Genomic DNA, 25,848 nt, shown 5'->3' with positions numbered 1-25,848 from the left:
ATCCATGAATTTGAAACAATTATCATCGGTTGCAGCCTTACTGCTTTTGGCTGCCTGTGCGCAGCCAAACTTACCTCAGCAAAACAGTTGGCAAGCGGCCGAGCAGGTGCAGGATTTTAGCGCAGATGGTCGTTTGGCTGTCAAAGTGGAAGGCAAAGGCTCTTATGCCAATTTCGACTGGACTTATCAGAACGCGGTTCAAACCATTGATGTGAATACACCGTTGGGTAGTACCGTAGGCCAGTTGTGTCAAGACAGTGAAGGTGTATTGGCAGTAGACAGTAAGGGTAAGGTTTATCAGGCGGAAACGGCTGAGGAATTGAGCAGACAGCTTTTGGGATTTGCTTTGCCGGTTCAATATCTGCATATTTGGGCTGATGGTAAACGCGTTGCCAATGCGCCATACAAAATCCTGCCTGATGGTCGTCTAGAGCAGTTTGACTGGACAATATCGCGCACTTTAAATAGTTCAGGACAGCCCAAAACGCTTCAACTTGAGAATGCCAAGTTTAATATCCGTTTGGTGTTCGACACGGTAAATCACTCTTTGGATAAGAATGGACAAACCCGATGCGCAGCACGCAAATAGAGGATACCATGTCTGTTTCAGAGGAAATCCAAGCCTTTCCTGCACCGGCTAAATTAAATTTGGATTTGAGGATTACCGGCCGCAGGAGCGATGGTTATCATAATTTGGAAAGTATTTTCTGTTTGATCGGCTTATACGATACTGTTCATCTAAAAATACGTACTGATGGGCAAATTATTCTGCATACGCCGGTCGAAGGGCTTGAGCCTGAACAAGACTTGACTTATCGGGCGGCTAAATTATTACTGCCATATGCAAGCGTAGCGTACGGCGTTGAAATTTGGTTGGATAAAGTGATTCCGACTGGAGGCGGATTGGGCGGTGGGAGCTCTGATGCGGCAACAGTCTTAATGGTTTTAAATCAATGGTGGCAATGCGGCTTGAGCAGGCAGCAACTGATTGATTTAGGCGTAAGTCTTGGCGCAGATGTTCCTTTTTTTATTTTTGGAAGAAGTGCTTTTGCCAAAGGAGTAGGTGAGAAGCTGGCTGAAATAGATGTCCCTAAACAATGGTATGTTATCGTTAAGCCCCCCGTCCATGTTGCAACAGCTAAAATTTTTGCACATGAAGGCTTGACACGGGATTCCAAACCCAGCATAATGCCGACTTTCCAATCGTTACAGCCGTTTCAAAATGATATGCAGGCGGTTGTGTTTCAGGAATATCCTGAAGTTTGGAAGGGTTATGTTGAGTTATCCCAATATGGTCATGCATTAATGACCGGTTCCGGGGCTTGTTTGTTTATAGCAAGTGCATCTCATCAAGAAGCAAATACAATTTACCAACAGGTTTCTCAATCATATGAAGCTTATTGTGTGGAAGGATTAAATATTCATCCTCTGTTTCATATGATTTAGTAAGTTGGGGAGTCGTCAAGCGGTTAAGACACTGGATTTTGATTCCAGCATGCGAAGGTTCGAATCCTTCCTCCCCAGCCAAACCCTTTGTTGGGGAGTCGTCAAGCGGTTAAGACACTGGATTTTGATTCCAGCATGCGAAGGTTCGAATCCTTCCTCCCCAGCCAACACCCTTTATTGGGGAGTCGTCAAGCGGTTAAGACACTGGATTTTGATTCCAGCATGCGAAGGTTCGAATCCTTCCTCCCCAGCCAAATAAAAGCGTGTAAGTTTTCTTACACGCTTTTTTACGCTAAGAGCAAAATTACGCTGAAAAACTTTTTTTTACCCGTCTTTACGAGTATAATCGCATAATTAGTGTCTTAGACATAGGGCAAAGGGAAGCGTAATGTTTTCTGAGCGTAAATCAAATCTAGAATCAGGTGAAGATATGGCTGCTTATGACAGTTTAATGGTGTTTACCGGTAATGCAAATCCGGAATTGGCGCAACGTGTTGTCAAACATTTGGATATTTCACTCGGTGAAGCCACCGTTTCCAAATTCTCTGATGGCGAAGTAGCCATTGAATTGTTGGAAAATGTGCGTGGTCGCGATGTGTTTATTTTGCAACCTACCTGCGCCCCAACCAATGACAACCTGATGGAAATTTTGACTATGGCCGATGCACTCAAACGTGCTTCTGCAGGTCGTATTACTGCCGCAATTCCTTACTTTGGCTATGCTCGCCAGGATCGTCGTCCTCGCTCTGTCCGTGTGCCGATTTCTGCTAAATTAGTGGCAAATATGTTGTACTCAGCAGGTATCGACCGCGTATTGACTGTTGACTTGCATGCTGATCAAATTCAAGGTTTCTTCGATATTCCGGTAGATAATATTTACGCTACCCCGATTTTGTTGAACGATATTAAACAACAGCGCATTGAGAACCTGACTGTTGTCAGCCCTGACATTGGTGGTGTTGTACGTGCACGTGCTGTTGCTAAATCTTTAAATGCTGATTTGGCGATTATCGACAAACGTCGTCCTAAAGCCAATGTGGCTGAAGTGATGAACATTATTGGCGATATTCAAGGCCGTACTTGCTTGATCGTAGATGATATGATCGATACAGCAAACACCTTGTGTAAAGCAGCCGTTGCCCTGAAAGAGCGCGGTGCAGATCGTGTACTGGCATACGCCAGCCATGCAGTATTCTCCGGCGAAGCAGTGAATCGAATTGCTTCTTCCGAAATTGACCAAGTAGTTGTGACAGATACGATTCCATTGTCTGAAGCAGCTAAAAAATGTGAACGCATCCGTCAAGTTACTATTGCCGGTTTGCTGGCTGAAACGGTACGCCGTATCAGCAATGAAGAATCTGTCTCATATCTTTTCAATGAAGATGTGATGACTGGCGGCATGTTGCTGCCATAACCCGATGTCGTCTTAAGCTGGTCGCGGCCGATGACGACGATTTTATCTAAATTGGAGTATTAAACATGACTTACGAAATTCAAGCCTCTGTTCGCGAAGCCCAAGGCACTGGTGCGAGCCGCCGCCTTCGTCGCGAAGGCCAAATCCCTGGCATCCTGTACGGTGAAGGTCAAGAGCCTGTTGCTATCGCTGTAGACCACAAAACTGTATTCTACGCATTGGAAAAAGAATCTTTCCATACTGCTTTGATTAAACTGTCTTTGAACGGTGAAACTAAAGACGTTATCGTGCGTGACTTCCAAATGCACCCATTCCGTCGCGAAGTTCAACACATCGACTTCCAAGCTGTAAAAGCTGATCAACCTGTACGCATCCGTGTTCCTCTGCACATTGTTAACGCTGAAAACTCTCAAGCTGTTAAATTGCAAGGTGGTCGCGTATCTCTGTTGAACACTTCTGTTGAAGTGGTTGCTTTGCCTGCAAACATTCCTGCTTTCTTGGAGTTGGATTGTGCATCAGTAGTTGCCGGCGACATTCTGCACTTGTCAGACGTCAAATTGCCAGAAGGTGTTGAAAGCGTTTCCCTGAAACGTAATGAAAACCTGGCTGTTGCTACTGTTACCGGTAAAAAACGCTAATCGGTAGTTAATATAAGAAAACCGTATCAGATTTATCTGATACGGTTTTTGTTTTACATATAAAATCATTTGCTATAAAACTTAGGCAAATGCAGCAGCATATGTACTTTATAAGATTGAAGCAATTTCATTGCGAAGTTTATTAAGAAAGCGGCCATGCCGTACCCATTGTGCGGCTGATTCATAATTCTGTTGTTCAAATGCTTGTTGTAAATCTTGATATAGGCTGCTTTGTACTTCTTGAATTTCTTGATCCAGTGTCCGGATGGCATCATGGTTTTGTTCTATTTGTGCATCCATCAATGTTTCCCGCCATTCCATTTGCTGCATGAGGAATTCTGGTGAAAACGAAGTGTGTTCAGGTGCATCAGCATCGATATTTTGGCTTTTCAAGAGATAAGCAGCCCGATCAATAGGACTTTTTAATGTGCGGTAGGCATCATTAATTGTAGAAGACATCATGACGGCTTGTTTCTGCTCAAAAGCTGAAGCAGAGGCAAATTTATCGGGATGGAAACGGGCTGCTAAAGCTCGATAGGTCTGTTCGAGTGCTTCGGTATCAATATTGAAAGATGGCTCAAGCTGGAAGAGATTGAAGTATTGAGACATGATATTAAAGGAAAAAATCTAAAGAAGAGGATTATTTTACGATATAATCTGGAAACTGTTTATACGAAAGGAAAACAATATGACCGGTAAGGTGCAACACAATAAAGGCAAAATACGAGACAATACCTTAAAAGCCTTAGTCAAATCTGATTTGTTCCGACACAAAGTAGAACGAAAAAGAAAAGGCAAGGGTAGCTATAATAGGCAAGAAGCCAAAAAATGGCGGGATGGTTTTGATACTTTCCCGCCATTTTTTATATTTTAAACGTGGAAGCTCTCACCGCAGCCGCAAGAGTCTTTGACATTTGGATTTTCAAATTTGAAACCTTCCTGCAAACCTTCTTTAGTGTAATCAACTTGCGTGCCGTCCAAATAAACCAAGCTTTTCGGGTCAATATAAACGCGTGCGCCGTGTTCTTCAAAAATCAGGTCATCCTCGTTCACTTCATCGACAAATTCAAGGTTGTATGCCATGCCCGAGCAGCCGCTGGTTTTCACACCCAAACGCACGCCCAAGCCTTTGCCGCGTTTAGTTAGGTAGTTGTTGATGTGTTTGGCTGCGTTTTCTGTGATGGTAATCATGCTTTTTTCCTCATTTCGCAATCATTTTCTGTTTTGCCTGCTTTTTTATTTCAGACGGCCTCTTGATTTTCAGGCCGTCTGAAAACGTTGTTTTGCCCACTCTATTGCGGCGGCAATGGCAGCTTTAGCCTGCGGACTGTTTTTCCAACAGGTCGAACCGGTCAATTGTGCGCCTTGTTCCAAAATATCGTCCAAATCTGCCGCTGCCAGCTTGGCAACATCATCCAACCCCATTTGCTGCAAACGCTGCAATATGGTTTTACCTATGCCTTTGACAGCAAGTAGGGATTGGATTTCTTCATCGGTAAAAGGCATATCGTCTTCTTTGATTTTGCAGGTATAACGACTAAATATAAGCTGTAGCTTATTGCCCTCTCCCTAACCCTCTCCCGCGGGGAGAGGGGATAGATTGGCAGGTAATCCCAAACTTGGTAGCAACTTCAAAACGATTAAGTTTCTGTACAGTTGGTTTTGCCTCACAAAAGAAGAGGGGGGAAACCATTAGATTTGCTTTTCTCGAAGATTCGCCGGGAATCTTGGGCACCTGCCGATAAGGGTTCGTTAAATCCGGTTATTTGTTTTCCTGACGTTTGCGATAGTCTGCAACGGCCGCTTTTACCGCATCTTCAGCCAAGATGGAGCAGTGGATTTTAACTGGAGGTAATTCCAACTCTTCGGCAATTTCGCTGTTTTTGATTGCCAGTGCATCATCAAGGCTTTTGCCTTTAACCCACTCTGTGATCAGACTGGAAGAAGCGATGGCGGAGCCGCAGCCGTAAGTCTTGAATTTTGCATCTTCGATAATACCCTCATCGTTTACTTTGATTTGCAGACGCATTACGTCACCGCAGGCCGGAGCACCGACCATGCCGGTACCGACAGATTCGTCGTTTTTGTCGAAAGTGCCGACGTTGCGGGGGTTTTCGTAGTGGTCGATTACTTTATCGCTGTATGCCATGATGTGGTTTCCTTTGTGTTTTTAGTGGTGTAAATGGTTTGTTTACGAATATTCAGACGGCCTGAAGTTTAGATTTTGCATGCGCCGCCTTCGCAGCCGTCATCATTCTCTGAATCAACGCCGCCTTCTACGGTAACGTCGTCAAAATCTTCGAGCAGGTTGTCGAGATTGTCGAGGTCGATTTCTTGTTCGTTCATGGGTTGTATCCTTGATTCTAATGTGGTGGCTTTTAGGTCGTCTGAAAAGGCCTTTGGGGATTTTCAGACGACCTTTTTTATTTATAGGTAGGTTGGGTTATTAAACTCAACATTTCAGGCGCTTTAATAGACTCGTTGGGTTTCCAACCCAACCTACGCTTGCTTAAAATATCGTGGTTTGTTGATGTTTTAGTCGTCTGAAAAAGACGATTGTTCTAAATTTTCTAAAATTAGGCATGCCAATAAGCTGCTATCGACATGGTATGCCTGAATACAGGCTTGAATCATTTGTTCGGCAGAGATATTTTGCCAATGTATCTGCAAACCGTTTTTCATTGCCAATTGCGTCATAAACAGGCGCAATGTTCTGCCGTTTCCTTCACGAAAAGGATGTAGGACGTTCAACTCGCCCAAATAATAGGCCACACGCTCGGCGAATTTATCTTTATCCAACCCCCGCAAATAGTTTTCGCTTTGCAGCTTCTCCAAAAGTGTACGGCTTTCGTTTTCGATAAAAGCAAAATTGGCAAATCGGGTATTACCTTTGGAAATATCAATTCGCCGGATTTCTCCTGCCCAATTATAAACATTGCCAAACAGTTCGCGATGAATGGTCTGTAAATGCGCCAAATCGAAATTGCCTGTAATGGGTTGCAAAAGCAGATTTTGGGCGGAAATAGCAGAAATGTCTCTTTCGACCTTTTCTAATTTAAGTGGATCTTGAATGGCTAATTTATTTCTAAATACACCATCATTCATATAGATTATGTCTTCACCACCGTATTTACTCATTTTTTTAGAACCTTTGTTTAATTTTTCTTATTTCTTTCTCAATATTTGTTTTACCAATCTTTAGAAGTTGCATTGCATATTGAGTTTGTCGACTAATTTCTAAATTCTCCATTTTCCATGAACCAGTGATATCATCAACATCTTTTGTCCAATGATCTTCAATAGTTAACCATTCCAAACTTCCTTTATCACGATCAATAATATCAAGATGATGTCCTCCTTGATAAACAAAAATGTTTTTACTCTTAAATAAGGAAGAGAATTTATTGAATATAGATCGATTGTATTCAATAACAGATAAAGCAAATTCAATATCTTTTTTTAATACGTCTAAATCTTGTTCATAATCTAAGTCAAATTGTTCAAAATATTTTCCATAAATAATACGTTTATAACCATTTGGCAAATTAATAATTTTAACTTTCATGGTATTCTTTCTATGAAAATAGCATACAAGACTGTCTATAAAAAGTGTTTTACTGTATTCAAAAATCAGACTCACTTTCTCAGACAGCCTTTGTTTGACATCAATCTTAATGCGCTGCCCATTCAATCGAGTTCAAATCAATCCCGTCTTTGAACATTTCCCACAGCGGAGACAGTTCGCGCAGTTTGCCGATTTTGGATTTGATCAGTTCTGCGGCGAATTGCACTTCTTCTTCGGTGGTCATGCGGCCGAAGGTGATGCGCAGGGAGGAATGTGCCAATTCGTCGTTGCGACCGAGCGCACGCAGGACATAGCTTGGCTCAAGGCTTGCGGAAGTACAGGCGGAGCCGCTGGATACGGCGAGTTCTTTGACTGCCATAATCAGGCTTTCGCCTTCGACGAAGTTGAAGCTAACGTTCAGGTTGTTTGGAGCGCGGTGTTCGAGGTCGCCGTTGATGTAGACTTCTTCGATGCCTTCGATACCTTTGAGGAAGATATCGCGCAGTTTCAGGTAGTGCGCAGTGTCTTGTGCCAATTCTTCTTTGGCAATGCGGAAGGCTTCACCCATGCCGACGATTTGGTGGGTCGGCAATGTGCCGGAACGGAAACCGCGTTCGTGGCCGCCGCCGTGCATTTGGGCTTCGAGGCGGACGCGTGGTTTACGGCGTACATACAGGGCACCGATGCCTTTAGGGCCGTATACTTTGTGGCCGGACATAGACAACAAATCAATTTTGGCGTCTTCAACGTCAACAGGCACTTTGCCGCATGCTTGTGCTGCGTCAACGTGGAAAATGATTTTGCGTTCGCGACAGATTTCGCCGATGGCAGGAATATCTTGAACCACGCCGATTTCGTTGTTTACCCACATGACGGAAACGAGGATGGTGTCTTCGCGGATGGCGGCTTTCAGCACGTCTAAGTCAACCAAACCGTTTTCTTGTACGTCCAGATAAGTTACTTCATAACCTTGGCGTTCGAGTTCGCGCATGGTGTCAAGCACGGCTTTGTGCTCGGTTTTTACGGTGATGAGGTGGTTGCCTTTAGATTTGTAGAAGTGCGCCGCGCCTTTAATGGCAAGGTTGTTGGATTCGGTTGCGCCGCTGGTGAAAACGATTTCTTTGGAGTCGGCGTTAATCAGGGCTGCGATGTCTGCACGTGCTTTTTCTACAGCTTCTTCTGCTTCCCAACCGAAGCTGTGGCTGTTGGAGGCTGGGTTGCCGAAAATATCGGACAGGTAGGGAATCATTTTTTCGGCAACGCGGCGGTCAACGGGAGTGGTGGCGGCGTAGTCGAGGTATACGGGGGTTTTGACGGTCATGGTTTGCTCTTTCGTTTGGTCATCTGCCTGCGGTCTTTGCCGTAGGTCGGTTTAATGAATGTGTGTAAAGGTAACGACATGACTGCTGTCGCTGCAGTTTTTTTGTTCAATGATGCTTTGCAGCGTAACGCCGCTGAGGTAATCATTGATGGTTTTGTTTAAGTTTTCCCAAAGGTCATGGGTCAGGCAGGGGGCACCGTGGTGGCAGTTTGCTTTGCTGCCGCATTGTGTGGCATCCAGTCGGTCTTCGGCTGCGGAGATGATTTGTGCAATATTGATTTGCTCGGCGGGTGCGGCAAGGATATAGCCTCCGCCGGGGCCGCGTAGGCTTTCAACCAATCCGGCACGGCGCAGCTTGCTGAATAATTGTTCGAGGTAGGAAAGCGATATGCTTTGTCGTTCGCTGATGGCACTGAGTTTGACAGCGCCTGTTTGCGCGTTCATCGCCAAATCTATCATGGCGGTTACTGCAAATCGCCCTTTGGTAGTCAGTCTCATGGTGTGGTTGCCTGTGTGGGGCGTTTTTATTAGTGGGGGAATTGTCTAATATCTGAGTGTTTCAGTCAAGTATGTGGCAGCTCGGTTTGATTGTTTGTTTAAATGGTGGCATTGGCTGATTTTTAAATTGGAAAATATTTTCTTTATTTTTCTGTAATTTGGATTTAAGGCCGTCTGAAAAAAGGCTATCAACCCTACAAATATCAGGGTTAAAATGTTTTGATTTAATATTGATACTAATATAGATTATCAAAATTATTCTTAAAATTTAGTTGTTTTGATGGAGCAGAGCAAAGGGTTGTTTGAAATATTCAGACGGCCTGAACCATCCGTCTTTACTTGAACAGAGGCAATCGACAATGAAATGTGATTTAAGCAAAATAACCTGTATCGAAGACTTGCGCCTTGTTGCCAAACGTAAAATGCCGCGTATGTTTTATGACTATATTGACTCAGGCTCTTGGACGGAAACCACTTATCGTGAAAATACGTCGGATTTTAAAGACATCCGTTTCCGTCAAAAAGTATTGGTTAATATGGAAGGACGCAGCCTTGAGACCAAAATGATCGGGCAGGATGTGAAAATGCCGGTGGCGATTGCGCCGACAGGTTTCACGGGCATGGCGCACGCCGACGGTGAAATCTTGGCGGCGCGAGCGGCGGAAAAATTCGGTATTCCGTTTACGCTGTCGACCATGTCCATTTGTTCGATTGAAGATGTGGCTGAAAACACCAGCTCGCCGTTTTGGTTTCAGCTTTATGTGATGCGCGACCGCGAGTTTATGGAAAACTTGATTAAGCGTGCGAAGGATGCCAAATGTTCGGCTTTGGTATTGACAGCCGATTTGCAGGTTTTGGGTCAGCGCCACAAAGACATCAAAAACGGCCTGTCTGCGCCACCGAAACCGACCATCGCCAATTTAATCAATTTGGCGACTAAGCCCGAATGGTGCATGAAAATGCTGAACACGGAACGCCGTACCTTCCGCAATATTGTCGGTCATGCGAAAAACGTGGGCGATTTGTCTTCGCTGTCTTCATGGACTTCCGAACAATTCGACCCGCGTCTGAGCTGGGACGATGTGGCGCGCATTAAAGATTTGTGGGGCGGCAAGCTGATTATCAAAGGCATTATGGAACCTGAAGACGCGGAAAAGGCAGCGAAAAGCGGTGCGGACGCATTGGTCGTTTCCAATCATGGCGGCCGTCAGCTTGACGATACCGTGTCTGCCATTAAGGCTTTGCCTGATGTGGTCAGCGCGGTAGGCAGCGACATTGAGGTTTGGATGGACAGCGGTATCCGCAGCGGTCAGGATATTTTGAAGGCTTGGGCTTTGGGTGCGAAAGGTACGATGATTGGCCGGGCGTTCCTGTATGGTTTGGGTGCGTATGGTGAAGAAGGCGTAACCCGTGCGCTGGAAATCCTGTATAAAGAAATGGATATTTCCATGGCGTTTACCGGTCATCGCAATATTCAAGATGTGGATTCCAGCATTTTGCGTTCTACGCGTTGGCATCAAGATGAATTTTAATTTCTGAACATAAGAAAAGGCCGTCTGAAAATCTGTTTTCAGACGGCCTTTTTATAGACGGCTATTTCTCGTTTTTGCGATACCATTCGATGAAGGCATCGGGTTTGACAAAGCCTAATAAGGCTTCGCTATGACTGCCGTCGGCGCGGACAACAAACACGCCCGGAGGGCCGAAGAGGCCGTATTCTTTCAGTAAGGCCTGATGGTCGGGAGTATTGGCGGTTACGTCGATTTGGAAGAAGCGCTGCATATCGACTGCTTCGTGTACCTGCGGTTGGTTGAGCGTGTAGGCGGCCATTTCTTTGCAGGATACGCACCAGTCGGCGTAGAAATCAATCAGTACGGGCTTGCTAGGATCGGCTTTCAAGGCAGCATCCATAGTGGCTTTGAGTTCGCCGACATCGGTAAACATCTTGCCGTGGTCGGTTTCTTGTCCGGCTTCGGATGGCGGAACCAGCGTTAAGAAGTGGTGCAGGGCGGTGGTTTGTTTATTGAAGCTTTGCCAGCCAAACCATGAGCCACCAATCAGCAGTAAAAAGCCCAATACGGCGGCAACTGTTTTCAGACGGCCTTTTTGTTTGCCGGATTTCGCCAAAAGCATAAGGGCTGGAACAATCATCAGCAAGGTGTAGAGGCCGACTACTGCGAAATAAGGCAGATGCGGTGTGGCAAGGTATACGGCAACGGCCAGTAAAATAAAGCCGAATGCGTATTTGATGCCGTTCATCCAGTCGCCTGCTTTGGGCAGGATATGGCCGCCGAATGTGCCGATGATGATGAGCGGTACGCCGGTGCCAAGTGCTAATGTGTAGAGCGCAAGGCCACCCAATACGGCATCGCCGGTCTGGCCGATATAGCCCAAGGCAAATGCCAGAGGAGGCGCAACGCAAGGGCCGACTATCAGGGCGGACAAAATACCCATGATGAAGACGGAAATGATTTTGCCGCCGGAGAGTTTGTTACTTTGGTTTTGGAAATAGGATTGGACGGAGTTTGGCAGTTGGATATTGAAGAGGCCGAACATAGACAGGGCCAGTACCACCATCAATGCGGCAGCGGCAAGCACAACCCAAGGCTGTTGCAGCCATACGGTCAAGAGCGCGCCTGTCAAACCGGCAATCACGCCAACCAAGGTATAGGTCAATGCCAAACCTTGTACATACACCATCGACAAGGTGAACGCGCGGCCTTTTCCGGCTTTTTTATCGCCTACGACAATGCTGGAAACAATCGGCAGGAGCGGATACATACAGGCGGTAAAGCTTAAGCCCAAACCTGCGACAAAAAACGCCAATAGGTTGGCGTTTAAAGTATCCCAAGAGAGCTTGAAGCGGCTGCTGTCGGGATTGTTTGTACTGGGTTGGGCGGGCATTTGGCCGTCTGAAGAGGCGGATGGTTGCAAAAAGCGGTCTTTGGCAGAAACCGGCTCGTCGCTTTGAGGCTGGTAAACCCCGTTGCCTTTTACGTCAAATTCGGTGTCCACAGGCGGATAACACACACCCACTTCGGCACAGCCTTGATAAGTCAGCGTCAGTTTGTATTGCGGCGCGGCTTGTTTGTAAGGCAGGTCAACCTGTGCGGTATGGTGGTAAACCGTTTGTTTGCCGAAGAATTCGTCTTCTTTTTCTTCGCCTTTGCTGAATTTGGGTTCGGCCAAGACTTTGTCAGGATTGGTCGCTGCAACGATTTTGGACTGGTACATATAGTAGCCGTCAGCGATCTTGAACTGAACGCTGATGCCTTGATCGGTTACATTGACTTGAGGCACAAAGGCTTGCTCTGGAGGCAGCAAATCATTGGCATCTACTGCAAATGCGAAGCTGCTCAAGCCTAAAAATGCAATGAGGAAATAAAGGAATTTTTTCATAGTATCTACGGAGATGCCGTTGAGGAACCGTCATTATAAATGATGGAAAAACAATCGGCTTAATTTATGTCAAATATTGCGAGAGAAATCTAATACTTTTGAATTATATCGAAATAGGGTTGCCCATATATGACCGATAGTCTCATGTTATCGTTCAATCTATGCCAAAGGCCGTCTGAAATTTTCAGACGGCCTTTGTTTCTATTCGGCTCGGCTTTTAAGGATAAGCGATATAAGCGTAAGCGGAATGGTTGTGTATCGATTCGAAGTTTTCGCTTTCGACAACAAACGATTCAATGCGTTTGTCGGCAATCAACGCAGTGGCCACATCGCGAACCATGTCTTCGACAAACTTAGGATTTTCGTATGCTTTTTCCGTTACATACTTCTCGTCAGGGCGTTTGAGCAAACCGTAGAGCTGGCAGCTTGCTTGCGCTTCGACGTAATCGATGATTTCTTCAATGTCTACATCCGCGTTTGCAATCAGGCTGACGGTCACATGCGAACGTTGGTTGTGCGCGCCGTATTGGGAAATTTCTTTGGAACACGGACACAAGGAAGTAACCGGAACCATCACTTTCAGACTGTGGCTGTATGTACCGTTTTTGATTTCGCCGGTCAGGGTAACATCATAGTCAAGCAGCGATTGGATGCCGGAGACGGGTGCACTTTTCTTGCGGAAAAACGGGAAGGTAAGGCTGATTTTGCCGGAATGGGAATCCAACAGGGCAACCATATCGGCGGTCAGCTTGTGCAACGTATCGAAATCCAAAGCATCGGTTTGTTTTTCCATCAGGGCGACAAAGCGCGACATATGCGTGCCTTTTTGGTCGGCAGGCAGGAAAACCGTCATGGTCAGGCGGGCGACGGTGGATTGTTCGCCTTCTTTGCTTTTGAGCGAGATTGGAAAGCGCAGGTCTTTGATGCCGACCTGATTAATCGGCAGGTTGCGTAAATCGCGGCTGGATTGCACGTCTGCAATGGCGTTCATGCGTGGTATGTCCTTCATGATAGGATTGTTGAGATGCGTGTGGAGGGAATCGGCTCGTATCGGCCGATTTGCAAATGCGAGATTATATCACTTGCTTTATCTGCCTGCATTGATTGTTTCTATTTTTCAGATAGTGATAAAATCTTTGATTATTCACATCTACATAGGCAGAGACCAAATGAAATTCGCCACGAAAGCCATCCATTCCAGCTACGATTGCGACGAACACAACCGTGCGCTGATGCCGCCGATTTATCAAAACAGTATGTTCGCGCTGCACGAAATCGGCGAGCAGGTTCCTTACCGCTACTCGCGCCTGAGCAACCCGACCCGTCAGGTATTGGAAGATACCGTTGCCGATTTGGAGCACGGTGCGGCCGGCTTTGCATTTTCCAGCGGCATGGCGGGGATTGATACCGTGTGGCGTACTTTCCTGCGCCCGGGCGATACCATTGTCGCGGTTGCCGATATTTACGGCGGCGCTTATGATTTATTGGTCGATGTTTATCAAAAATGGGGTGTGAACGTTGTTTTTGCCGATTTGGGCAATCCGGATAATTTGGATGAGCTGCTCAACGCACACAATGTCAAACTAGTTTGGCTGGAAACGCCGTCCAATCCGCTTTTGCGCTTGGTAGACATCAAAGCGCTTGCCGCAAAAGCCAAAGCAGCCGGTGCGTTGGTTGGTATCGACAACACCTTTGCCACGCCGTATCTGCAACAGCCGTTGGATATGGGTTGCGATTTTGTGTTCCATTCCGCTACCAAATATTTGTGCGGCCATTCCGACGTATTGATGGGCGTAGTCGTTGCCAAAACCAAAGAGCTGGCTCAGCCTTTGCACGACATGATGGTGCATACCGGTGCGATTGCAGGCCCGATGGACTGCTGGCTGGTGTTGCGCGGTATTAAAACGTTGGCCTTGCGCATGAATGCCCATTGCCAAAACGCACTCGAAATCGCGCGCCGTTTGGAAGCCCATCCTGCCATTGAAAAAGTGTTCTATCCCGGCCTGCCGTCTCACGAACATTACGAACTCGCCCAAGCACAAATGCCCAAAGGCATCGGCGGCGTGGTTACGGTTTATCTCAAAAACGACACGCGTGAAGCGGCCAATAGCGTGATTAAAAACATGAAACTGGTCAAAATGGCTTCCAGCCTCGGCGGCGTGGAAAGTCTGGTCAACCATTGCTATTCCCAATCCCACAGCGGCGTGCCGCATGATGTGAAAATGGAAATGGGCATCAAAGTCGGCCTGCTGCGTTTCTCTGTCGGTATCGAAGATGTGGATGATATTTGGAATGATATTTCCAAAGCATTGGATACAACTTTGTAAATAAGGCTTAAAGGCCGTCTGAAGGTGGATAGTTTTCAGACGGCCTTTAGCAATAAACAAGGAATAGATATGAAAACATTATTCGGTGCATTAATGAGTGTGGTAGTTTTGGCAGCTTGTACATCTCCTTCAGCATCTAAGCCTGAACAAGCCTCTAAAGCGCAGGTACAAACTCAACAAACGGCGCAACCTACTTTAGCCGCCAAATGGCGTGTTGTCGCTTTCAATAAATTCACTGAAAAAGAATTGGCAGATAAAAACGCCTATTTGGATTTCAGCAAAATGCCTAAGGCTTATGGCAATATGGGTTGCAACGGTATGATGTTTCAAGCGAATGTAATCGGAGCGGGCAAAATTGATTTTGGCCATATTGCGGTAAGCATGATGCTGTGTGAAGACATGAAGCTGGAAAATGCGTTTTTGCGCAAACAAAGCGTATGGAACTATCGTTTTGACGGTAACGATTTGATTTTGGAACAAAAAGGCATCAGTATCCGTTTGCGCCGTGAATAATCTTAAAGGCCGTCTGAAAATAAATATTTCAGACGGCCTTTTGAATCTTTATAATAAGCCCTATTTGAAACTGATACCGAATATCAAGGAAATCTATTATGGCAGCTTCTCCAGAAGCCAAGTTTACCGAAGAAAAAGTCTTGTGGATCAAACACCATACGCCCAAGCTGATGACTTTTGCCATCAGCCGTCCCGAGTCCTACCGTTTTTCGGCAGGGCAGTTTTCGCGCCTTGGTTTCCGTGACGGCGAGGGCTTTATTTGGCGCGCGTATTCCGTCGTGTCTGCCGAATACGCCGATACGCTTGAGTATTTCGCGGTGTTAATCGAAGGTGGCCCGATGTCGGCGCGTTTTGCCACAATGAAAGAGGGCGACACCATTTTGCTGGATAAAACGGCTACAGGTTTCCTCTTGCCCGAGCGTTTCCCCGACGGAAAAGATTTGGTCATGCTCTGCACGGGTTCCGGCATTGCGCCTTTCCTCTCCATTATCGAGCAGCCTGAAATTTGGCAGCGTTTCGACCGTTTGGTTTTGGCGCATTCCGTCTCTTACGCCGACGAGTTGATTTTCAACCAGCGCCTTACCGATTTGAAAGAGCATCCGCTGATTGAAGAATATTTCCATAAATTCACTTTTGTTCCGGTCACTACGCGTGAGGAAACGGAAGGCGCATTGAGCGGCAAACGGATTCCCGAATTGCTGAAGAATGGCGGCTTGGAAGAAAAAGTCGGTTTCAAGTTTACCAAAGCCAATACGCGCTTTATGGTTTGCGGTAATCCGGCAATGGTCAAAGACACTTTCCAAGCCCTAATGGATTTGGGATACGCCATGCACCGCAACCGCATTCCCGGCGAAATCATGATGGAAAATGGTTTCTAACAGGTAAATGGTCAAAGGCCGTCTGAAAGTTTCAGACGGCCTTCAATATTAAATATAAATCGAAAATCAGAGAAAATATGAATATCAAACAAATTATCCAAGCCCTGCCCAAAGCAGAGTTGCACGTCCACATCGAAGGGACGTTCGAGCCGGAATTGATGTTTGAAATCGCTAAGCGCAACCACATAGCGATTCCTTATGAAAATGTCGATGCGGTACGGCAGGCTTATGATTTTCACAATTTACAGTCGTTTTTGGATATTTATTATGCCGGTGCCGGCGTATTGCTGCACGAGGCGGATTTTTACGATTTGACCCGTTCGTATCTTGAGCGTTGCCGCGAAGACAATGTCGTGCATACGGAAATATTTTTCGATCCGCAAACCCATACTGCGCGTGGCGTGGCGTTTGAAACCGTGATTAACGGCATTGTCCGCGCCTGTCGTGAAGCCGGGCAGCAATGGGGCATAAGCACGCGTTTGATTATGTGTTTCCTGCGTCATTTGTCGGAAGAAAGCGCATTTGAAACCTTAAATCAGGCTTTGCCATATAAAGAACACATCATCGGCGTAGGCTTGGATTCGAGCGAATTGGGGCATCCGCCGTCTAAGTTTGAGCGCGTGTTTGCGCAGGCGCAGGGTTTGTTGACGGTGTGTCATGCTGGAGAAGAAGGCCCGCCCGAATATGTTTATGAGGCTTTGGACTTGCTGCATGTCCGCCGTATCGATCATGGCGTACGGGCGGAAGAAGATGAGGCCTTGATGGCGCGTTTGATTGCAGAGCAAATGCCGTTGACCGTTTGCCCGTTGAGCAATTTGAAATTAAAAGTGTTCCCTGAAATGGCGAAACACAATTTGCGCCGTATGTTGCAACGCGGCGTGTTGGTAACCGTCAATTCCGATGATCCGGCATATTTTGGCGGCTATATGAACCGCAATTTTGAAGCGCTTGCCGAGGCTTTGGATTTGAGTGCGGAAGAAATCAAAAACTTGTGCGCCAATTCGTTCCGCGCTTCGTTTTTGAGCGAGGCGGAAAAGGAAGAGTGGATACGGAAGATTGAAGGTTTTGATGCTGAATAACGATAAAAGGCCGTCTGAAAAAGTTTTAGACGGCCTTTTATGTCGGCGACGGGCTTATTCGCCTACGGTTTTTTGTATCAGTTTTTCGGCGTTTGCCAAAGTGTTTGCCACTTCGTCAAAACCGATGCGGCTGCCGGCGATGAGGGCGCGCGTATCGGTATAGGCGGCGCGTACTTTGCCGTCCGTTTCGGTAACGAGGACGCGCAGGGGCAGTTGCAGGGCGAAGGCGGGGTCTTTGACCATCAGCGGCGTGCCGGCTTTGGGCGTGCCGAAGACGATGACTTTTGCCGGCTGCATCGTTAAGCCGTTTCGGCGGGCGGCTTCCTGATGGTCAATGACGGCAAAAATGTCCATTCCTTTGCTTTTTATGGCGGTTTCAAGGCGGCTGACGGTTTCGTCAAAGCTGTATTTTGAGGTGAGGGTATGCGTGGTCATAGCGGTTTCGTTTTGGGTGGACGGTTCGCCGGTAGGATGTGCCGAAGCGGTTGAAATGCAGAGTGCGGATGCGGCAATCAGGGGGAGTATGTGTTTCATCGTATTTCCTTATCGGTTTGTTTATCAGGCTTCGGACGGGGCGGCACGCGCCGCGCCTGATGTTGCGCCGCGTGCCGGAGTGCCGTATGCCGTCTGAAAGCCTGTCCTTTCAGACGGCATTATGATGGCGGTTAATAGTCGACTTTGATTTTAGGCGTTTCCTGCGCAGCTTTGTATTCTTCTTCCAATTCAAAACGCAGCGGATACAAATTCAATTTTTCCATCAGCAGGCGGTCGCCGTCCTCGTCCGGATTGCCCGTAGTCAGCAGCTTGTCGCCGTAGAAAATCGAGTTTGCGCCAGCCATGAAACACATGGCCTGCATGGATTCCGGCATATTGCTGCGGCCTGCGGACAGGCGGACGTAACTGTGCGGCATGGTAATGCGAGCGACGGCGATGGTGCGGACAAATTCCGTCCAGTCCAAATCTTCGGCATCGGCTAGCGGCGTGCCTTCTACTTTGACCAACTGGTTAATCGGCACGCTTTCGGGTTGCGGATCGAGGTTGGCAAGGCTGGCAATCAGGCCTGCGCGTTCGGCGCGGGTTTCGTTCATGCCGACGATGCCGCCGCAGCAGACTTTCAAACCGGCATTGCGGACTTTGCCCAAAGTATCCATGCGGTCTTCGTGTTTGCGGGTGTGGATGATGTCGTTGTAGCGTTCGGGGTCGGTGTCGAGGTTGTGGTTGTAGTAGTCCAAACCGGCTTTTTTGAAGTCTTCAGCCATGCCGTCTTCGAGCATGCCGAAGGTACCGCACACTTCCATGCCCAAGCCTTTCACCGCGCTGATAATTTCGGAAACGACAGCTACGTCTTTGGGTTTGGGGCCGCGCCATGCCGCGCCCATGCAGAAACGGCTGGCACCGCGCGATTGGGCAATTTTGGCTTTTTCGACGATTTCGTCCACATCCATCATCTGCTCTTTGCCCAGATTGGTGTTGTGGTGTGCTGATTGCGGGCAGTAGGCGCAGTCTTCGGGGCAGCCGCCGGTTTTGATGGAGAGCAGGGTGGAAAGCTGGATTTCGCGCGGGTTGAAGTTTTGGCGGTGGATTTCGGCGGCTTGGAAAACGAGGTCGAGGAAAGGCAGTCCAAACAAAGCCTCGACATCGCATTTTTTCCAATAACGCGCAGTCGGATGCGGCTTGCGCTCGGTTTGACGGCGCAAGGCTACGGGAGATACGGTCATAGTGTGTTCTTTCGTGTTTACAGCGACGCAGTGTCGCTGACGGCTTGACTGCCGGCGCAATGACGGCAGCAGCAGGTTTGAAATCAATATAAAAGGCCGTCTGAAACGGCGCAGCAAGTGTAACGCTTTTGATAATGTAGAGCAAATGTTTCAGACGGCCTGAAATATGGTTTGCCCGGGTTTGCTATAATCGCATTTTTAATTTTTCCGTTTTCTTATGAACGCGCCCAAAGCCTTCGCCGTACTTGGCCCGACCGCCGGCGGTAAAACTGCACTGGCCTTAAATATTGCCCGATCGTTGCCGGTGGAAATCATCAGTTTGGATTCCGCACTGGTGTATTGCGGTATGGACATCGGTACGGCCAAGCCGACTGCCGAAGAGCTTGCCGCTGTGCCGCATCATTTGATTGATATTATCTCGCCGCTGGAAAGTTACAGTGCGGCGGATTTTGTCGGCGACTGCGTGTGCTTGGTGAACGAAATACATGCGCGCGGTCGTTATCCTCTGATTGTCGGCGGTACGATGATGTATTTCCATGCGCTGACGGAAGGTTTGAACGATTTGCCCAGCGCGGATGCGGAGGTGCGCGCACAACTTCAGGTAGAAAAAAACGAACACGGTCTGGCAGGCCTGTATTGCCGTTTGCAGGAAGTTGACCCGATTACGGCAGGCCGTCTGAAAGCCAATGACAGCCAGCGTATTGAGCGCGCTTTGGAAGTCTATCTTTTGACCGGCAAGCCTTTGAGCGAACATTTCACAGAGCAGAAGCAGGCCGTGCCTTTATTAGATTTATGCACGGTTGCCTTGATTCCCGAAGACCGCCATTTGTTACACCAGCAAATCGAAAAACGCTTTTTAAGTATGCTGGAACACGGTTTCCTCGATGAAATGCACGCTTTACGCCGCGATTATCCGCAGCTGCATGCCGACATGCCGTCTATGCGCTGCGTGGGCTACCGTCAGGCTTGGGATTATCTCGAAGGCGAAACCGATTATGATACCTTTGTCGAAAAAGGCATTGTCGCCACACGCCAGCTTGCCAAACGTCAGTTGACCTGGTTGCGGAAAATCCCTTTGGCGCATACGTTAGATCCTTACGCAGACAGCGATTATGTTCAGACGGCCTTAGCCTTGGCGCGTCAGCATTTTCAGGAATAATCCATGCTGACTACGCCACCACTTGCCCCTAAAACATTGGCCGCGCTAAAAGAATTGGGTATTTGTTCACTAGAAGATTTACAGGAAATCGGCGCAGTCCGCGCATTTCTATTGCTGAAAGCGTCGGGTTTGACCGTAACCAAAAGCACCTTGTGGCAACTGGATGCACTGGTTTCAGGTGTGGATGTCCGGCATATTTCCGAGGAGAGAAAGACGGAGCTGGGCGATGCTTTGAAAAACCATCCGCCTGTTGCCGTTTTCCCTTCGCAAAGCGATATGGAAGCCTTTATGCGGCTGGCAATAGAACAGGCCAGACAATCGGCGGCCTTGGGTGAAGTGCCCGTTGGCGCAGTCATCGTATATCAAGGCGAGGTAATTGCAGCGGCACACAATACCTGCATTGGAGACCACAATGTCAGCCACCATGCCGAAATCAACGCACTTGCCGCCGCAGGCAAAGCCTTGCAAAACTACCGCTTGGAAGATTGCGACGTGTACATTACCTTAGAGCCTTGCTCCATGTGCGCATCTGCCTTGATACAGGCACGGGTCGGGCGCGTGATTTATGGTGCGGCCGAATCTAAAACCGGTGCAGCAGGCAGCGTGGTCGATTTGTTTGCCGACAAACGTCTGAATAAGCATACCGCAATTTTGGGCGGCATATTGGCAGAAGAATGCCAAAGCGTATTGCAGGATTTCTTTGCGGCCAAACGTAAGGCCGTCTGAATCTCAGACGGCCTGTCAGCAAAAATACTTTATTTTAAATTTTCGGATTTCCCATGTCAGTCAATCATTACGAAAACTTCCCTGTCGGCTCCATTGTGCTGCCACGCCGTTTGCGCAAGCCGGTTCATGCCGTTTACGCTTTTGCACGGACGGCGGACGATATTGCCGACGAAGGCAATGCCGAAGCAGCCGAACGCCTGCGCCAACTGGATGAACTGAAGGCAGAGTTAGACCGCATTGCACAAGGCGGGAAACCACAAACGGCATTGATGCAGCGTTTGTACAACGAAGCGATTGAGCCGTTTCAATTGCCGTTGCAGCCGTTTTATGATTTGCTGGCGGCGTTCAGTCAGGATGTGCTCAAAACCCGTTATGAAAACTTTGGCGAATTGATTGCCTATTGCCGCTTGTCCGCCAATCCGGTGGGGCGCATTATGCTGCATTTGTACGGGCAAACCGATGAAGTGAGCATGGCGCAAAGCGACGGCATTTGTACTGCCTTACAGCTGATTAATTTCTGGCAGGATGTAGCGGTAGATTGGCAGAAAGGTCGCGTGTACATCCCTCAGGAAGATTTACAGAAGTTCAAAGTCAGCGAAGAGCAGATTGCGGCCGGCAAAGTCGACTTTGCTTTTCAACGACTGATGGCGCACGAGTGCCAACGTGCTTTTCAAATGCTGAAGGCAGGCTCGCCGTTGGGCAGAACCCTCAAAGGACGAATCGGTTTTGAGCTGCGCATGATTATTGTCGGCGGCCAGTTGATTTTGCAAAAGCTGGACGGTTGCAAATATGACGTGTTTAACCAGCGGCCGTTGTTGGATAAGAAAGACTGGATGATTATCATCAAACGGGCTTTGCTGAAGAAATAAAAAAGGCCGTCTGAAATTGAGGTTTCAGACGGCCTTGATGTTTTTCGATTAGCGGTTTTTCAAACGGTTGATGCGGTTGTCCAAAGAAGGATGGGTGCTGAACCAAGAATCTTTGGCTTCGCTGGCAATGCCCATTGCCGTCATGGTTTGCGGCAAATCGCTGGGGTTGCCTTTCAAGCGTTGCAGGGCGGCAATCATTTTTGGCGCGCCCACCAGTTTTGCAGCGCCCGCATCGGCGCGGTATTCGCGTTGGCGGCTGAACCACATCACGATGATGCTGGCAAGGAAGCCGAATACGATTTGCAATACCATGCTGACCATGAAATATGTACCTTGCGAAGTGCTACCGTCATTGTTACGTGCCACCATGCTGGAAACGATACGCGCCAAGAAGACGACAAAAGTATTCACAATACCTTGAATCAGCGTCAGCGTTACCATATCGCCGTTGCCGACGTGCGCCATTTCATGCGCCAAAACGGCTTCGACTTCATCGCGGGTCATGTGGTTGAGCAGGCCGGTACTGACAGCGACGAGCGAGCTGTTTTTGGTTGCGCCGGTTGCGAAGGCGTTAGGCTCGGGCGAGTTGTAAATGGCTACTTCCGGCGTTTTCAGATTCCATTGACGGGCTTGTGCTTCAACAGTTGCCAACAGCCAAGCTTCTTCTTCGCTTTGGGGCTGGTCGATGACGACGGCGCCGACCGAATGTTTGGCGATGGTTTTTGACATCAGCAGGGAGACAATCGAGCCGCTGAAGCCGACGACTGCGGAATAAGCCAACAGGCTGCCAACTTGGTCGGTACTGTTGATACCCAAGATGGCCAAAATAACACGGATGACAACCAGAACTGCGATATTGGTTGCGATAAATAAGAAAATGCGTTTCACCGATTATTCCTTTTTAGTGTGGTTTGTGAGGTGATTTTTATATGGGCGCATTGTCTCAAAAACTCTATAGAGAGGAAACAGCGCAATAGGCAAAGGTATGCAAATTCAAAGCAATTGAAGCAAAGGCCGTCTGAAAAGGTAGTCTCAACCAGTGAGAATCGCTTTTCAGACGGCCTTTTATAGGTAAAACTATCTGCTGGCTTCTTCCAGCCAGTTGCGCGGTATAAGGAATTGATTGAGGTGTGCTTCGGGTGAACCTTCTTCCGGTGCATATTGATACTCAAAGCGTACCAAAGGCGGCATGGACATCAAAATGCTTTCCGTGCGTCCGCCGCTTTGCAGACCGAACAGCGTGCCTCTGTCCCAAACCAAGTTAAATTCCACATAGCGTCCGCGACGGTAGAGTTGGAAATCTCGTTCACGTTCTCCATAAGGCGTATTTTTGCGTTTGGCCACAATCGGTAGATACGCTGCGATATAGCCTTCCCCGACTGCCTTGATAAAATTCAAGCAGGTATCGAAATCCCAGCGGTTTAAATCGTCAAAAAACAGGCCGCCCACGCCGCGTGTTTCGTTACGGTGTTTCAAATAGAAATATTCGTCACACCATTGTTTGAATTCAGGATAAACCGATTCTCCAAATGGCGCGCATACGTCCCGAGTCACTGTGTGCCAATGCACGATATCTTCTTCAAAAGGATAAAACGGCGTCAAATCAAAGCCGCCGCCAAACCACCAAACCGGCTCGGCATTTTCAGGGTAGGCAATAAAAAAGCGCACATTGGCATGGCTGGTCGGAACATAAGGATTTTTCGGATGAATGACCAGCGACACGCCCATGGCTTCAAACGCCGCCCCTGCCAATTCCGGACGATGGGCCGTAGCAGAAGCCGGCATTTTTGTTCCCTTTACATGCGAAAAATTCACACCGGCCTGCTCGAATACTGCGCCGTTTTTCAATACACGGGTTTCGCCGATACCCAGCTTCCCAGTCCATACTTCATGCACAAATTTGGCTTCGCCATCTTCTTGCTCCAGCGCGGCGCAGATTTGGTTTTGCAGTGTTTTGAGGAGGGTTAGAACGGATTCTGTGTGCATGATATATCCTTGATGGTTTCGTATTTGTAAAATGACAGGGCGGAAGATGATTTAAGTTGTTGAAACTAATTGTTATTTTTCTGTTTCTTTATTATGGGTAAATTTTTGCATGGGCGTATCTTGCAATCAAGCGTTACTCATCGGCAATAGATTGAAAGGTATCGATGATGTTGCAATACCTTTCAGACGGCCTTGATTTATTCAGTAAAAAAAGTGTGTGCGCCCAAATAGTTTTTGGCGTAAAACGGGGTGGAAAGTTTTTCGGTTTTGATGGTTTTACCGCTGCTGGGTGCGTGGATAAATTCGCCATTGCCGATGTAGAGGCCGACATGGGAGTATTTGTGTGAGCCGCCGGTATTAAAAAAGACAAGATCGCCGGCTTTTAATTTGCCGTCGGGAATTTTTCGGCTGGCTGCGGCCATATCGCGCGCGGTGCGTGGCAGATTGACGTTGAGGGCGTTTTTATAGACGAATTGGATCATGCCGCTGCAGTCAAAGCCTGTGGATGTGGTGCTGCCGCCCCATTTGTAGGGCGTACCGATCAGACCTAGGCTGTGAAGCATCAATTCCTGCGAACCTTGTGTGCGGTCGATATGGGAAATGCGGACAGGTTGGACTTTTCTGGCGGTTGTTTGCGGCTTGTGGGATTTATGCTTGCCGGTTGTGCCGCAGGAGGCCAACAATAGGCCGGTGGTACAAAAAAATAGGGTTTTACAGATGAGTTGAGACATGGTGAATTCCTCCGGCCGCATAATTTCTGTTTTCAGACGGCCTCTATAATAATCCTTCTATGGGCAGGATGGACAGGATTTTTGAAGTAATCCGTTTCCAGAACTTGGCTTCGGGTTCTTGTGCGTAAGTTCGTTTTTCGCTTGGGTCATACCAGTATAGTTTGTTGTAATTGCCAAGCGTTACCTGATAGGCGTAGTTTGGTGTGGTCGTAACGAGAGTGCGCTGCATTTGGCCTGCGATTTCGGGGCTTTCGATGACAACGCCCATTTCGGTATTGAGGCGTGCGGAACGTGGGTCGAGGTTGAATGAGCCGATGAAAACTCGTTTCTCGTCCACGATGAATGTTTTGGCATGCAGGCTGGTGGTGGAGCTACCGGTTAAGCCGCGGTCTTTGGTGGTCGGAACGGCATGATTGGGTTGGAGTTCGTATAGTTTGACCCCGGCTTTGAGCAAAGGCTTGCGGTATTTGACGTAGCCGGAATGGACGGCGGCAACGTCGGTTGCTTGGAGCGAATTGGTCAAAACGGTAACGTCCACGCCGTTGTGTATCAGTTTTTCTATGGCTTTGACACCTGATTTTGTGGGTACAAAATAGGGCGAGACAAGGTAAACGCTTTTTTCAGGTTGCTTGAGGGCGTCTTGTAGGCGTTCGGAAATAGGCGGTTTATGCCGGTCACGGTCTAAGCCTTTGGCCGGATCGTCGCTGATTAAACGTGTGCTGACGCTTTGCCACTCCATAAGGTTGCTCTGCATTTTTTGATAGAGGTTGGAGTGTTCGATGCTTTGACGGTAGCGGATAAGCGTTTGGTTTTTATCTTGGTCGGTGTAATCAAGCTCTGCCAATCCTTTTTTCAGGTTTCCCCGTTTGATAATGCTGGTCGCGTTGTAGGCGGAATGGCTTGCCCAATAGCGGTCGAAGTCTTGGGACACTTCTGTTACTACGCGGCCTGTGGCGAGGATATCGAGGTCGGCAAAGATGGTATCGTCGTTAACCTTAAAATATTCGTCGCCGATATTGCGTCCGCCCAAAATGGTGGCACGGTTGTCGGCGGTAAACGATTTGTTGTGCATCCGGCGGTTAAGTCGCGGAAAGTCAGCAACGTAGCCGAGTGCACGCCATTTTCTGAAAATAAAGGGATTAAACAGACGGACTTCAATATTGGGATGATTGTCGAGTGCCAGCAGGAGATCATCCATGCCGTTGGTGTTGTTGTCGTCCAGAAGCAAACGCACACGGACGCCGCGTTCGGCCGCGCGATGAATCAGGTTGAAGAGAAGCTTGCCGGAGATGTCGTTGTGCCAGATATAGTATTGCAAATCGAGGGTATGGTCGGCGGATTCAATCAGGGCAGCACGGGCAACAAAGGCTTCATGGGCATCGTTCAGCAGATAGATATGGGAAACATCGGTCTTGGAGGATGTAGAAGGAATGCCTAATGCGCTGTCCAGCCGCGGAGTTGAAGGGATGTCAAGATAACTGCTTTGGGTGCGTTCATTCAATGAAGGCAAAAACGCGGCGCACCCACCCAATAGCAGGATATAAAGAAAGGGAAGATGAAATTTCATGGGGAACCGGTACA

The 25,848-nt window shown here is 47.9% G+C and carries 29 protein-coding genes, 3 tRNA genes and 1 pseudogene; 16 read left to right on the top strand and 17 right to left on the bottom strand.

Going from position 1 to position 25,848, the window contains the following annotated elements; all coding sequences use genetic code 11:
* The first annotated feature begins 4 nt into the window (after window positions 1–4).
* The 7 genes from lolB to ACTHTU_RS01960 all read left to right on the top strand — a co-directional run bounded on the left by lolB (window position 5) and on the right by ACTHTU_RS01960 (window position 3,498).
* Window positions 5–589, top strand: coding sequence for a lipoprotein insertase outer membrane protein LolB (gene lolB, locus ACTHTU_RS01990; RefSeq protein WP_188213225.1), 585 nt, complete (start codon window positions 5–7; stop codon window positions 587–589).
* An 8-nt stretch (window positions 590–597) separates the two neighbouring features.
* Complete coding sequence (ispE, locus tag ACTHTU_RS01985; RefSeq protein ID WP_440361613.1) at window positions 598–1,446, top strand: 4-(cytidine 5'-diphospho)-2-C-methyl-D-erythritol kinase; 849 nt, start codon at window positions 598–600, stop codon at window positions 1,444–1,446.
* Window positions 1,447–1,451: 5 nt separating this feature from the next.
* A tRNA-Gln gene (locus ACTHTU_RS01980) sits at window positions 1,452–1,527 on the top strand.
* Between the two features lie 10 nt (window positions 1,528–1,537).
* Window positions 1,538–1,613 (top strand) — tRNA-Gln (locus ACTHTU_RS01975).
* Window positions 1,614–1,624: 11 nt separating this feature from the next.
* Window positions 1,625–1,700: transfer RNA gene (locus tag ACTHTU_RS01970), tRNA-Gln, on the top strand.
* Window positions 1,701–1,876: 176 nt separating this feature from the next.
* On the top strand, window positions 1,877–2,860 hold the full coding sequence (locus tag ACTHTU_RS01965; protein ID WP_107723665.1) for a ribose-phosphate pyrophosphokinase: 984 nt from the start codon (window positions 1,877–1,879) through the stop codon (window positions 2,858–2,860).
* Window positions 2,861–2,925: 65 nt separating this feature from the next.
* On the top strand, window positions 2,926–3,498 hold the full coding sequence (locus tag ACTHTU_RS01960) for a 50S ribosomal protein L25/general stress protein Ctc (protein ID WP_070461775.1): 573 nt from the start codon (window positions 2,926–2,928) through the stop codon (window positions 3,496–3,498).
* Window positions 3,499–3,606: 108 nt separating this feature from the next.
* On the opposite strand, the gene hscB is transcribed toward ACTHTU_RS01960, so the two are convergent.
* Window positions 3,607–4,107, bottom strand: coding sequence for a Fe-S protein assembly co-chaperone HscB (gene hscB, locus ACTHTU_RS01955; RefSeq protein ID WP_285070343.1), 501 nt, complete (start codon window positions 4,105–4,107; stop codon window positions 3,607–3,609).
* A 79-nt stretch (window positions 4,108–4,186) separates the two neighbouring features.
* On the opposite strand from hscB, the pseudogene ACTHTU_RS01950 reads away from it, so the two are divergent.
* Window positions 4,187–4,409: pseudogene (locus ACTHTU_RS01950) on the top strand (alternative ribosome-rescue factor A).
* On the opposite strand, the gene iscA reads toward ACTHTU_RS01950, so the two are convergent.
* The 8 genes from iscA to iscR all read right to left on the bottom strand — a co-directional run bounded on the left by iscA (window position 4,369) and on the right by iscR (window position 8,882).
* Window positions 4,369–4,689: an iron-sulfur cluster assembly protein IscA gene (iscA, locus tag ACTHTU_RS01945; protein ID WP_049330777.1), complete on the bottom strand. Its 321-nt coding sequence runs from the start codon at window positions 4,687–4,689 to the stop codon at window positions 4,369–4,371. The pseudogene ACTHTU_RS01950 and the gene iscA sit on opposite strands and share 41 nt — an antisense overlap.
* 69 nt (window positions 4,690–4,758) lie before the next feature.
* Window positions 4,759–5,004, bottom strand: coding sequence for a recombinase RecA (locus ACTHTU_RS01940; RefSeq protein WP_254322808.1), 246 nt, complete (start codon window positions 5,002–5,004; stop codon window positions 4,759–4,761).
* A gap of 256 nt (window positions 5,005–5,260) precedes the next feature.
* Complete coding sequence (gene iscU, locus ACTHTU_RS01935) at window positions 5,261–5,647, bottom strand: Fe-S cluster assembly scaffold IscU (RefSeq protein ID WP_003674559.1); 387 nt, start codon at window positions 5,645–5,647, stop codon at window positions 5,261–5,263.
* Window positions 5,648–5,715: 68 nt separating this feature from the next.
* A complete protein-coding gene (locus ACTHTU_RS01930) occupies window positions 5,716–5,844 on the bottom strand; it encodes a hypothetical protein (RefSeq protein ID WP_256388723.1) in 129 nt (42 codons plus the stop codon).
* A 189-nt stretch (window positions 5,845–6,033) separates the two neighbouring features.
* On the bottom strand, window positions 6,034–6,636 hold the full coding sequence (locus tag ACTHTU_RS01925; protein WP_070644893.1) for a Fic/DOC family protein: 603 nt from the start codon (window positions 6,634–6,636) through the stop codon (window positions 6,034–6,036).
* Window positions 6,637–6,640: 4 nt separating this feature from the next.
* Window positions 6,641–7,063 (bottom strand): hypothetical protein, encoded by a 423-nt coding sequence (locus ACTHTU_RS01920; RefSeq protein ID WP_225905478.1) that lies wholly within the window; start codon window positions 7,061–7,063, stop codon window positions 6,641–6,643.
* Window positions 7,064–7,169: 106 nt separating this feature from the next.
* Window positions 7,170–8,384, bottom strand: coding sequence for an IscS subfamily cysteine desulfurase (locus ACTHTU_RS01915; RefSeq protein WP_440361601.1), 1,215 nt, complete (start codon window positions 8,382–8,384; stop codon window positions 7,170–7,172).
* A 51-nt stretch (window positions 8,385–8,435) separates the two neighbouring features.
* Entirely contained in the window at window positions 8,436–8,882 is a 447-nt protein-coding gene (iscR, locus tag ACTHTU_RS01910; protein ID WP_003746476.1) for a Fe-S cluster assembly transcriptional regulator IscR, read from the bottom strand.
* Between the two features lie 359 nt (window positions 8,883–9,241).
* Between iscR and ACTHTU_RS01905 the strand changes: the two genes are divergently transcribed.
* The gene (locus tag ACTHTU_RS01905; protein ID WP_049335278.1) at window positions 9,242–10,414 is read left to right on the top strand and encodes an alpha-hydroxy acid oxidase; all 1,173 of its coding nucleotides are present in this window, start codon (window positions 9,242–9,244) and stop codon (window positions 10,412–10,414) included.
* A gap of 61 nt (window positions 10,415–10,475) precedes the next feature.
* Here the strand turns inward: ACTHTU_RS01905 and dsbD are convergent, their stop codons facing one another.
* Both dsbD and folE2 read right to left on the bottom strand, forming a co-directional pair.
* On the bottom strand, window positions 10,476–12,281 hold the full coding sequence (gene dsbD, locus ACTHTU_RS01900) for a protein-disulfide reductase DsbD (protein WP_440361600.1): 1,806 nt from the start codon (window positions 12,279–12,281) through the stop codon (window positions 10,476–10,478).
* Between the two features lie 217 nt (window positions 12,282–12,498).
* On the bottom strand, window positions 12,499–13,272 hold the full coding sequence (gene folE2 / locus ACTHTU_RS01895) for a GTP cyclohydrolase FolE2 (RefSeq protein WP_440361599.1): 774 nt from the start codon (window positions 13,270–13,272) through the stop codon (window positions 12,499–12,501).
* Between the two features lie 178 nt (window positions 13,273–13,450).
* Between folE2 and ACTHTU_RS01890 the strand changes: the two genes are divergently transcribed.
* From ACTHTU_RS01890 to ACTHTU_RS01875, 4 genes are all read left to right on the top strand, one after another.
* A complete protein-coding gene (locus ACTHTU_RS01890) occupies window positions 13,451–14,608 on the top strand; it encodes a trans-sulfuration enzyme family protein (protein ID WP_440361598.1) in 1,158 nt (385 codons plus the stop codon).
* 69 nt (window positions 14,609–14,677) lie between these two features.
* Window positions 14,678–15,121 carry an META domain-containing protein gene (locus tag ACTHTU_RS01885; RefSeq protein ID WP_440361597.1) on the top strand — a complete coding sequence of 148 codons (444 nt, stop codon included), beginning with the start codon at window positions 14,678–14,680 and terminating at the stop codon, window positions 15,119–15,121.
* A 98-nt stretch (window positions 15,122–15,219) separates the two neighbouring features.
* Window positions 15,220–15,999, top strand: coding sequence for a ferredoxin--NADP reductase (locus ACTHTU_RS01880; RefSeq protein ID WP_440361596.1), 780 nt, complete (start codon window positions 15,220–15,222; stop codon window positions 15,997–15,999).
* Window positions 16,000–16,076: 77 nt separating this feature from the next.
* Window positions 16,077–17,078, top strand: coding sequence for an adenosine deaminase (locus tag ACTHTU_RS01875; protein WP_107867290.1), 1,002 nt, complete (start codon window positions 16,077–16,079; stop codon window positions 17,076–17,078).
* Window positions 17,079–17,132: 54 nt separating this feature from the next.
* Here ACTHTU_RS01875 and ACTHTU_RS01870 read toward each other — a convergent pair whose 3' ends face one another.
* Both ACTHTU_RS01870 and bioB read right to left on the bottom strand, forming a co-directional pair.
* Entirely contained in the window at window positions 17,133–17,612 is a 480-nt protein-coding gene (locus ACTHTU_RS01870) for a DUF302 domain-containing protein (protein ID WP_003680761.1), read from the bottom strand.
* Window positions 17,613–17,743: 131 nt separating this feature from the next.
* On the bottom strand, window positions 17,744–18,796 hold the full coding sequence (gene bioB / locus ACTHTU_RS01865) for a biotin synthase BioB (protein WP_004519884.1): 1,053 nt from the start codon (window positions 18,794–18,796) through the stop codon (window positions 17,744–17,746).
* Window positions 18,797–19,013: 217 nt separating this feature from the next.
* On the opposite strand from bioB, the gene miaA reads away from it, so the two are divergent.
* The 3 genes from miaA to hpnC are packed head-to-tail and all read left to right on the top strand — an operon-like array spanning window position 19,014 to window position 21,550.
* A complete protein-coding gene (gene miaA / locus ACTHTU_RS01860; protein ID WP_440361595.1) occupies window positions 19,014–19,955 on the top strand; it encodes a tRNA (adenosine(37)-N6)-dimethylallyltransferase MiaA in 942 nt (313 codons plus the stop codon).
* A 3-nt stretch (window positions 19,956–19,958) separates the two neighbouring features.
* Window positions 19,959–20,681, top strand: coding sequence for a tRNA adenosine(34) deaminase TadA (gene tadA / locus ACTHTU_RS01855; RefSeq protein ID WP_440361594.1), 723 nt, complete (start codon window positions 19,959–19,961; stop codon window positions 20,679–20,681).
* 53 nt (window positions 20,682–20,734) lie between these two features.
* Window positions 20,735–21,550: a squalene synthase HpnC gene (gene hpnC, locus ACTHTU_RS01850; protein WP_440361593.1), complete on the top strand. Its 816-nt coding sequence runs from the start codon at window positions 20,735–20,737 to the stop codon at window positions 21,548–21,550.
* A gap of 48 nt (window positions 21,551–21,598) precedes the next feature.
* Here hpnC and htpX read toward each other — a convergent pair whose 3' ends face one another.
* The 4 genes from htpX to ACTHTU_RS01830 form a co-directional block, all read right to left on the bottom strand.
* On the bottom strand, window positions 21,599–22,438 hold the full coding sequence (htpX, locus tag ACTHTU_RS01845; protein ID WP_107857680.1) for a protease HtpX: 840 nt from the start codon (window positions 22,436–22,438) through the stop codon (window positions 21,599–21,601).
* A 189-nt stretch (window positions 22,439–22,627) separates the two neighbouring features.
* Window positions 22,628–23,536 carry an oxygen-dependent coproporphyrinogen oxidase gene (gene hemF, locus ACTHTU_RS01840; protein WP_440361592.1) on the bottom strand — a complete coding sequence of 303 codons (909 nt, stop codon included), beginning with the start codon at window positions 23,534–23,536 and terminating at the stop codon, window positions 22,628–22,630.
* A 197-nt stretch (window positions 23,537–23,733) separates the two neighbouring features.
* Window positions 23,734–24,267 (bottom strand): C40 family peptidase, encoded by a 534-nt coding sequence (locus tag ACTHTU_RS01835; protein WP_440361591.1) that lies wholly within the window; start codon window positions 24,265–24,267, stop codon window positions 23,734–23,736.
* Between the two features lie 43 nt (window positions 24,268–24,310).
* Window positions 24,311–25,834, bottom strand: coding sequence for a phospholipase D family protein (locus ACTHTU_RS01830; protein ID WP_440361590.1), 1,524 nt, complete (start codon window positions 25,832–25,834; stop codon window positions 24,311–24,313).
* Window positions 25,835–25,848: the final 14 nt, after the last annotated feature.

This window comes from Neisseria sp. P0020.S005, from assembly GCF_051957055.1.
Taxonomy (GTDB): domain Bacteria; phylum Pseudomonadota; class Gammaproteobacteria; order Burkholderiales; family Neisseriaceae; genus Neisseria; species Neisseria subflava_A.
Note: the sequence above shows the minus strand (reverse complement) of the source record. Positions and strands in the feature narration are given on the sequence as shown.

Bases quoted from the DNA above. Each gene is read 5' to 3' on its own strand.
- lolB (WP_188213225.1), top strand. From the start codon at position 5: ATGAATTTGAAACAATTATCATCGGTTGCAGCCTTACTGCTTTTGGCT.
- ispE (WP_440361613.1), top strand. From the start codon at position 598: ATGTCTGTTTCAGAGGAAATCCAAGCCTTTCCTGCACCGGCTAAATTA.
- ACTHTU_RS01965 (WP_107723665.1), top strand. From the start codon at position 1,877: ATGGCTGCTTATGACAGTTTAATGGTGTTTACCGGTAATGCAAATCCG.
- ACTHTU_RS01960 (WP_070461775.1), top strand. From the start codon at position 2,926: ATGACTTACGAAATTCAAGCCTCTGTTCGCGAAGCCCAAGGCACTGGT.
- hscB (WP_285070343.1), bottom strand. From the start codon at position 4,107: ATGTCTCAATACTTCAATCTCTTCCAGCTTGAGCCATCTTTCAATATT.
- iscA (WP_049330777.1), bottom strand. From the start codon at position 4,689: ATGATTACCATCACAGAAAACGCAGCCAAACACATCAACAACTACCTA.
- ACTHTU_RS01940 (WP_254322808.1), bottom strand. From the start codon at position 5,004: ATGCCTTTTACCGATGAAGAAATCCAATCCCTACTTGCTGTCAAAGGC.
- iscU (WP_003674559.1), bottom strand. From the start codon at position 5,647: ATGGCATACAGCGATAAAGTAATCGACCACTACGAAAACCCCCGCAAC.
- ACTHTU_RS01930 (WP_256388723.1), bottom strand. From the start codon at position 5,844: ATGAACGAACAAGAAATCGACCTCGACAATCTCGACAACCTGCTCGAA.
- ACTHTU_RS01925 (WP_070644893.1), bottom strand. From the start codon at position 6,636: ATGAGTAAATACGGTGGTGAAGACATAATCTATATGAATGATGGTGTA.
- ACTHTU_RS01920 (WP_225905478.1), bottom strand. From the start codon at position 7,063: ATGAAAGTTAAAATTATTAATTTGCCAAATGGTTATAAACGTATTATT.
- ACTHTU_RS01915 (WP_440361601.1), bottom strand. From the start codon at position 8,384: ATGACCGTCAAAACCCCCGTATACCTCGACTACGCCGCCACCACTCCC.
- iscR (WP_003746476.1), bottom strand. From the start codon at position 8,882: ATGAGACTGACTACCAAAGGGCGATTTGCAGTAACCGCCATGATAGAT.
- ACTHTU_RS01905 (WP_049335278.1), top strand. From the start codon at position 9,242: ATGAAATGTGATTTAAGCAAAATAACCTGTATCGAAGACTTGCGCCTT.
- dsbD (WP_440361600.1), bottom strand. From the start codon at position 12,281: ATGAAAAAATTCCTTTATTTCCTCATTGCATTTTTAGGCTTGAGCAGC.
- folE2 (WP_440361599.1), bottom strand. From the start codon at position 13,272: ATGAACGCCATTGCAGACGTGCAATCCAGCCGCGATTTACGCAACCTG.
- ACTHTU_RS01890 (WP_440361598.1), top strand. From the start codon at position 13,451: ATGAAATTCGCCACGAAAGCCATCCATTCCAGCTACGATTGCGACGAA.
- ACTHTU_RS01885 (WP_440361597.1), top strand. From the start codon at position 14,678: ATGAAAACATTATTCGGTGCATTAATGAGTGTGGTAGTTTTGGCAGCT.
- ACTHTU_RS01880 (WP_440361596.1), top strand. From the start codon at position 15,220: ATGGCAGCTTCTCCAGAAGCCAAGTTTACCGAAGAAAAAGTCTTGTGG.
- ACTHTU_RS01875 (WP_107867290.1), top strand. From the start codon at position 16,077: ATGAATATCAAACAAATTATCCAAGCCCTGCCCAAAGCAGAGTTGCAC.
- ACTHTU_RS01870 (WP_003680761.1), bottom strand. From the start codon at position 17,612: ATGAAACACATACTCCCCCTGATTGCCGCATCCGCACTCTGCATTTCA.
- bioB (WP_004519884.1), bottom strand. From the start codon at position 18,796: ATGACCGTATCTCCCGTAGCCTTGCGCCGTCAAACCGAGCGCAAGCCG.
- miaA (WP_440361595.1), top strand. From the start codon at position 19,014: ATGAACGCGCCCAAAGCCTTCGCCGTACTTGGCCCGACCGCCGGCGGT.
- tadA (WP_440361594.1), top strand. From the start codon at position 19,959: ATGCTGACTACGCCACCACTTGCCCCTAAAACATTGGCCGCGCTAAAA.
- hpnC (WP_440361593.1), top strand. From the start codon at position 20,735: ATGTCAGTCAATCATTACGAAAACTTCCCTGTCGGCTCCATTGTGCTG.
- hemF (WP_440361592.1), bottom strand. From the start codon at position 23,536: ATGCACACAGAATCCGTTCTAACCCTCCTCAAAACACTGCAAAACCAA.
- ACTHTU_RS01835 (WP_440361591.1), bottom strand. From the start codon at position 24,267: ATGTCTCAACTCATCTGTAAAACCCTATTTTTTTGTACCACCGGCCTA.
- ACTHTU_RS01830 (WP_440361590.1), bottom strand. From the start codon at position 25,834: ATGAAATTTCATCTTCCCTTTCTTTATATCCTGCTATTGGGTGGGTGC.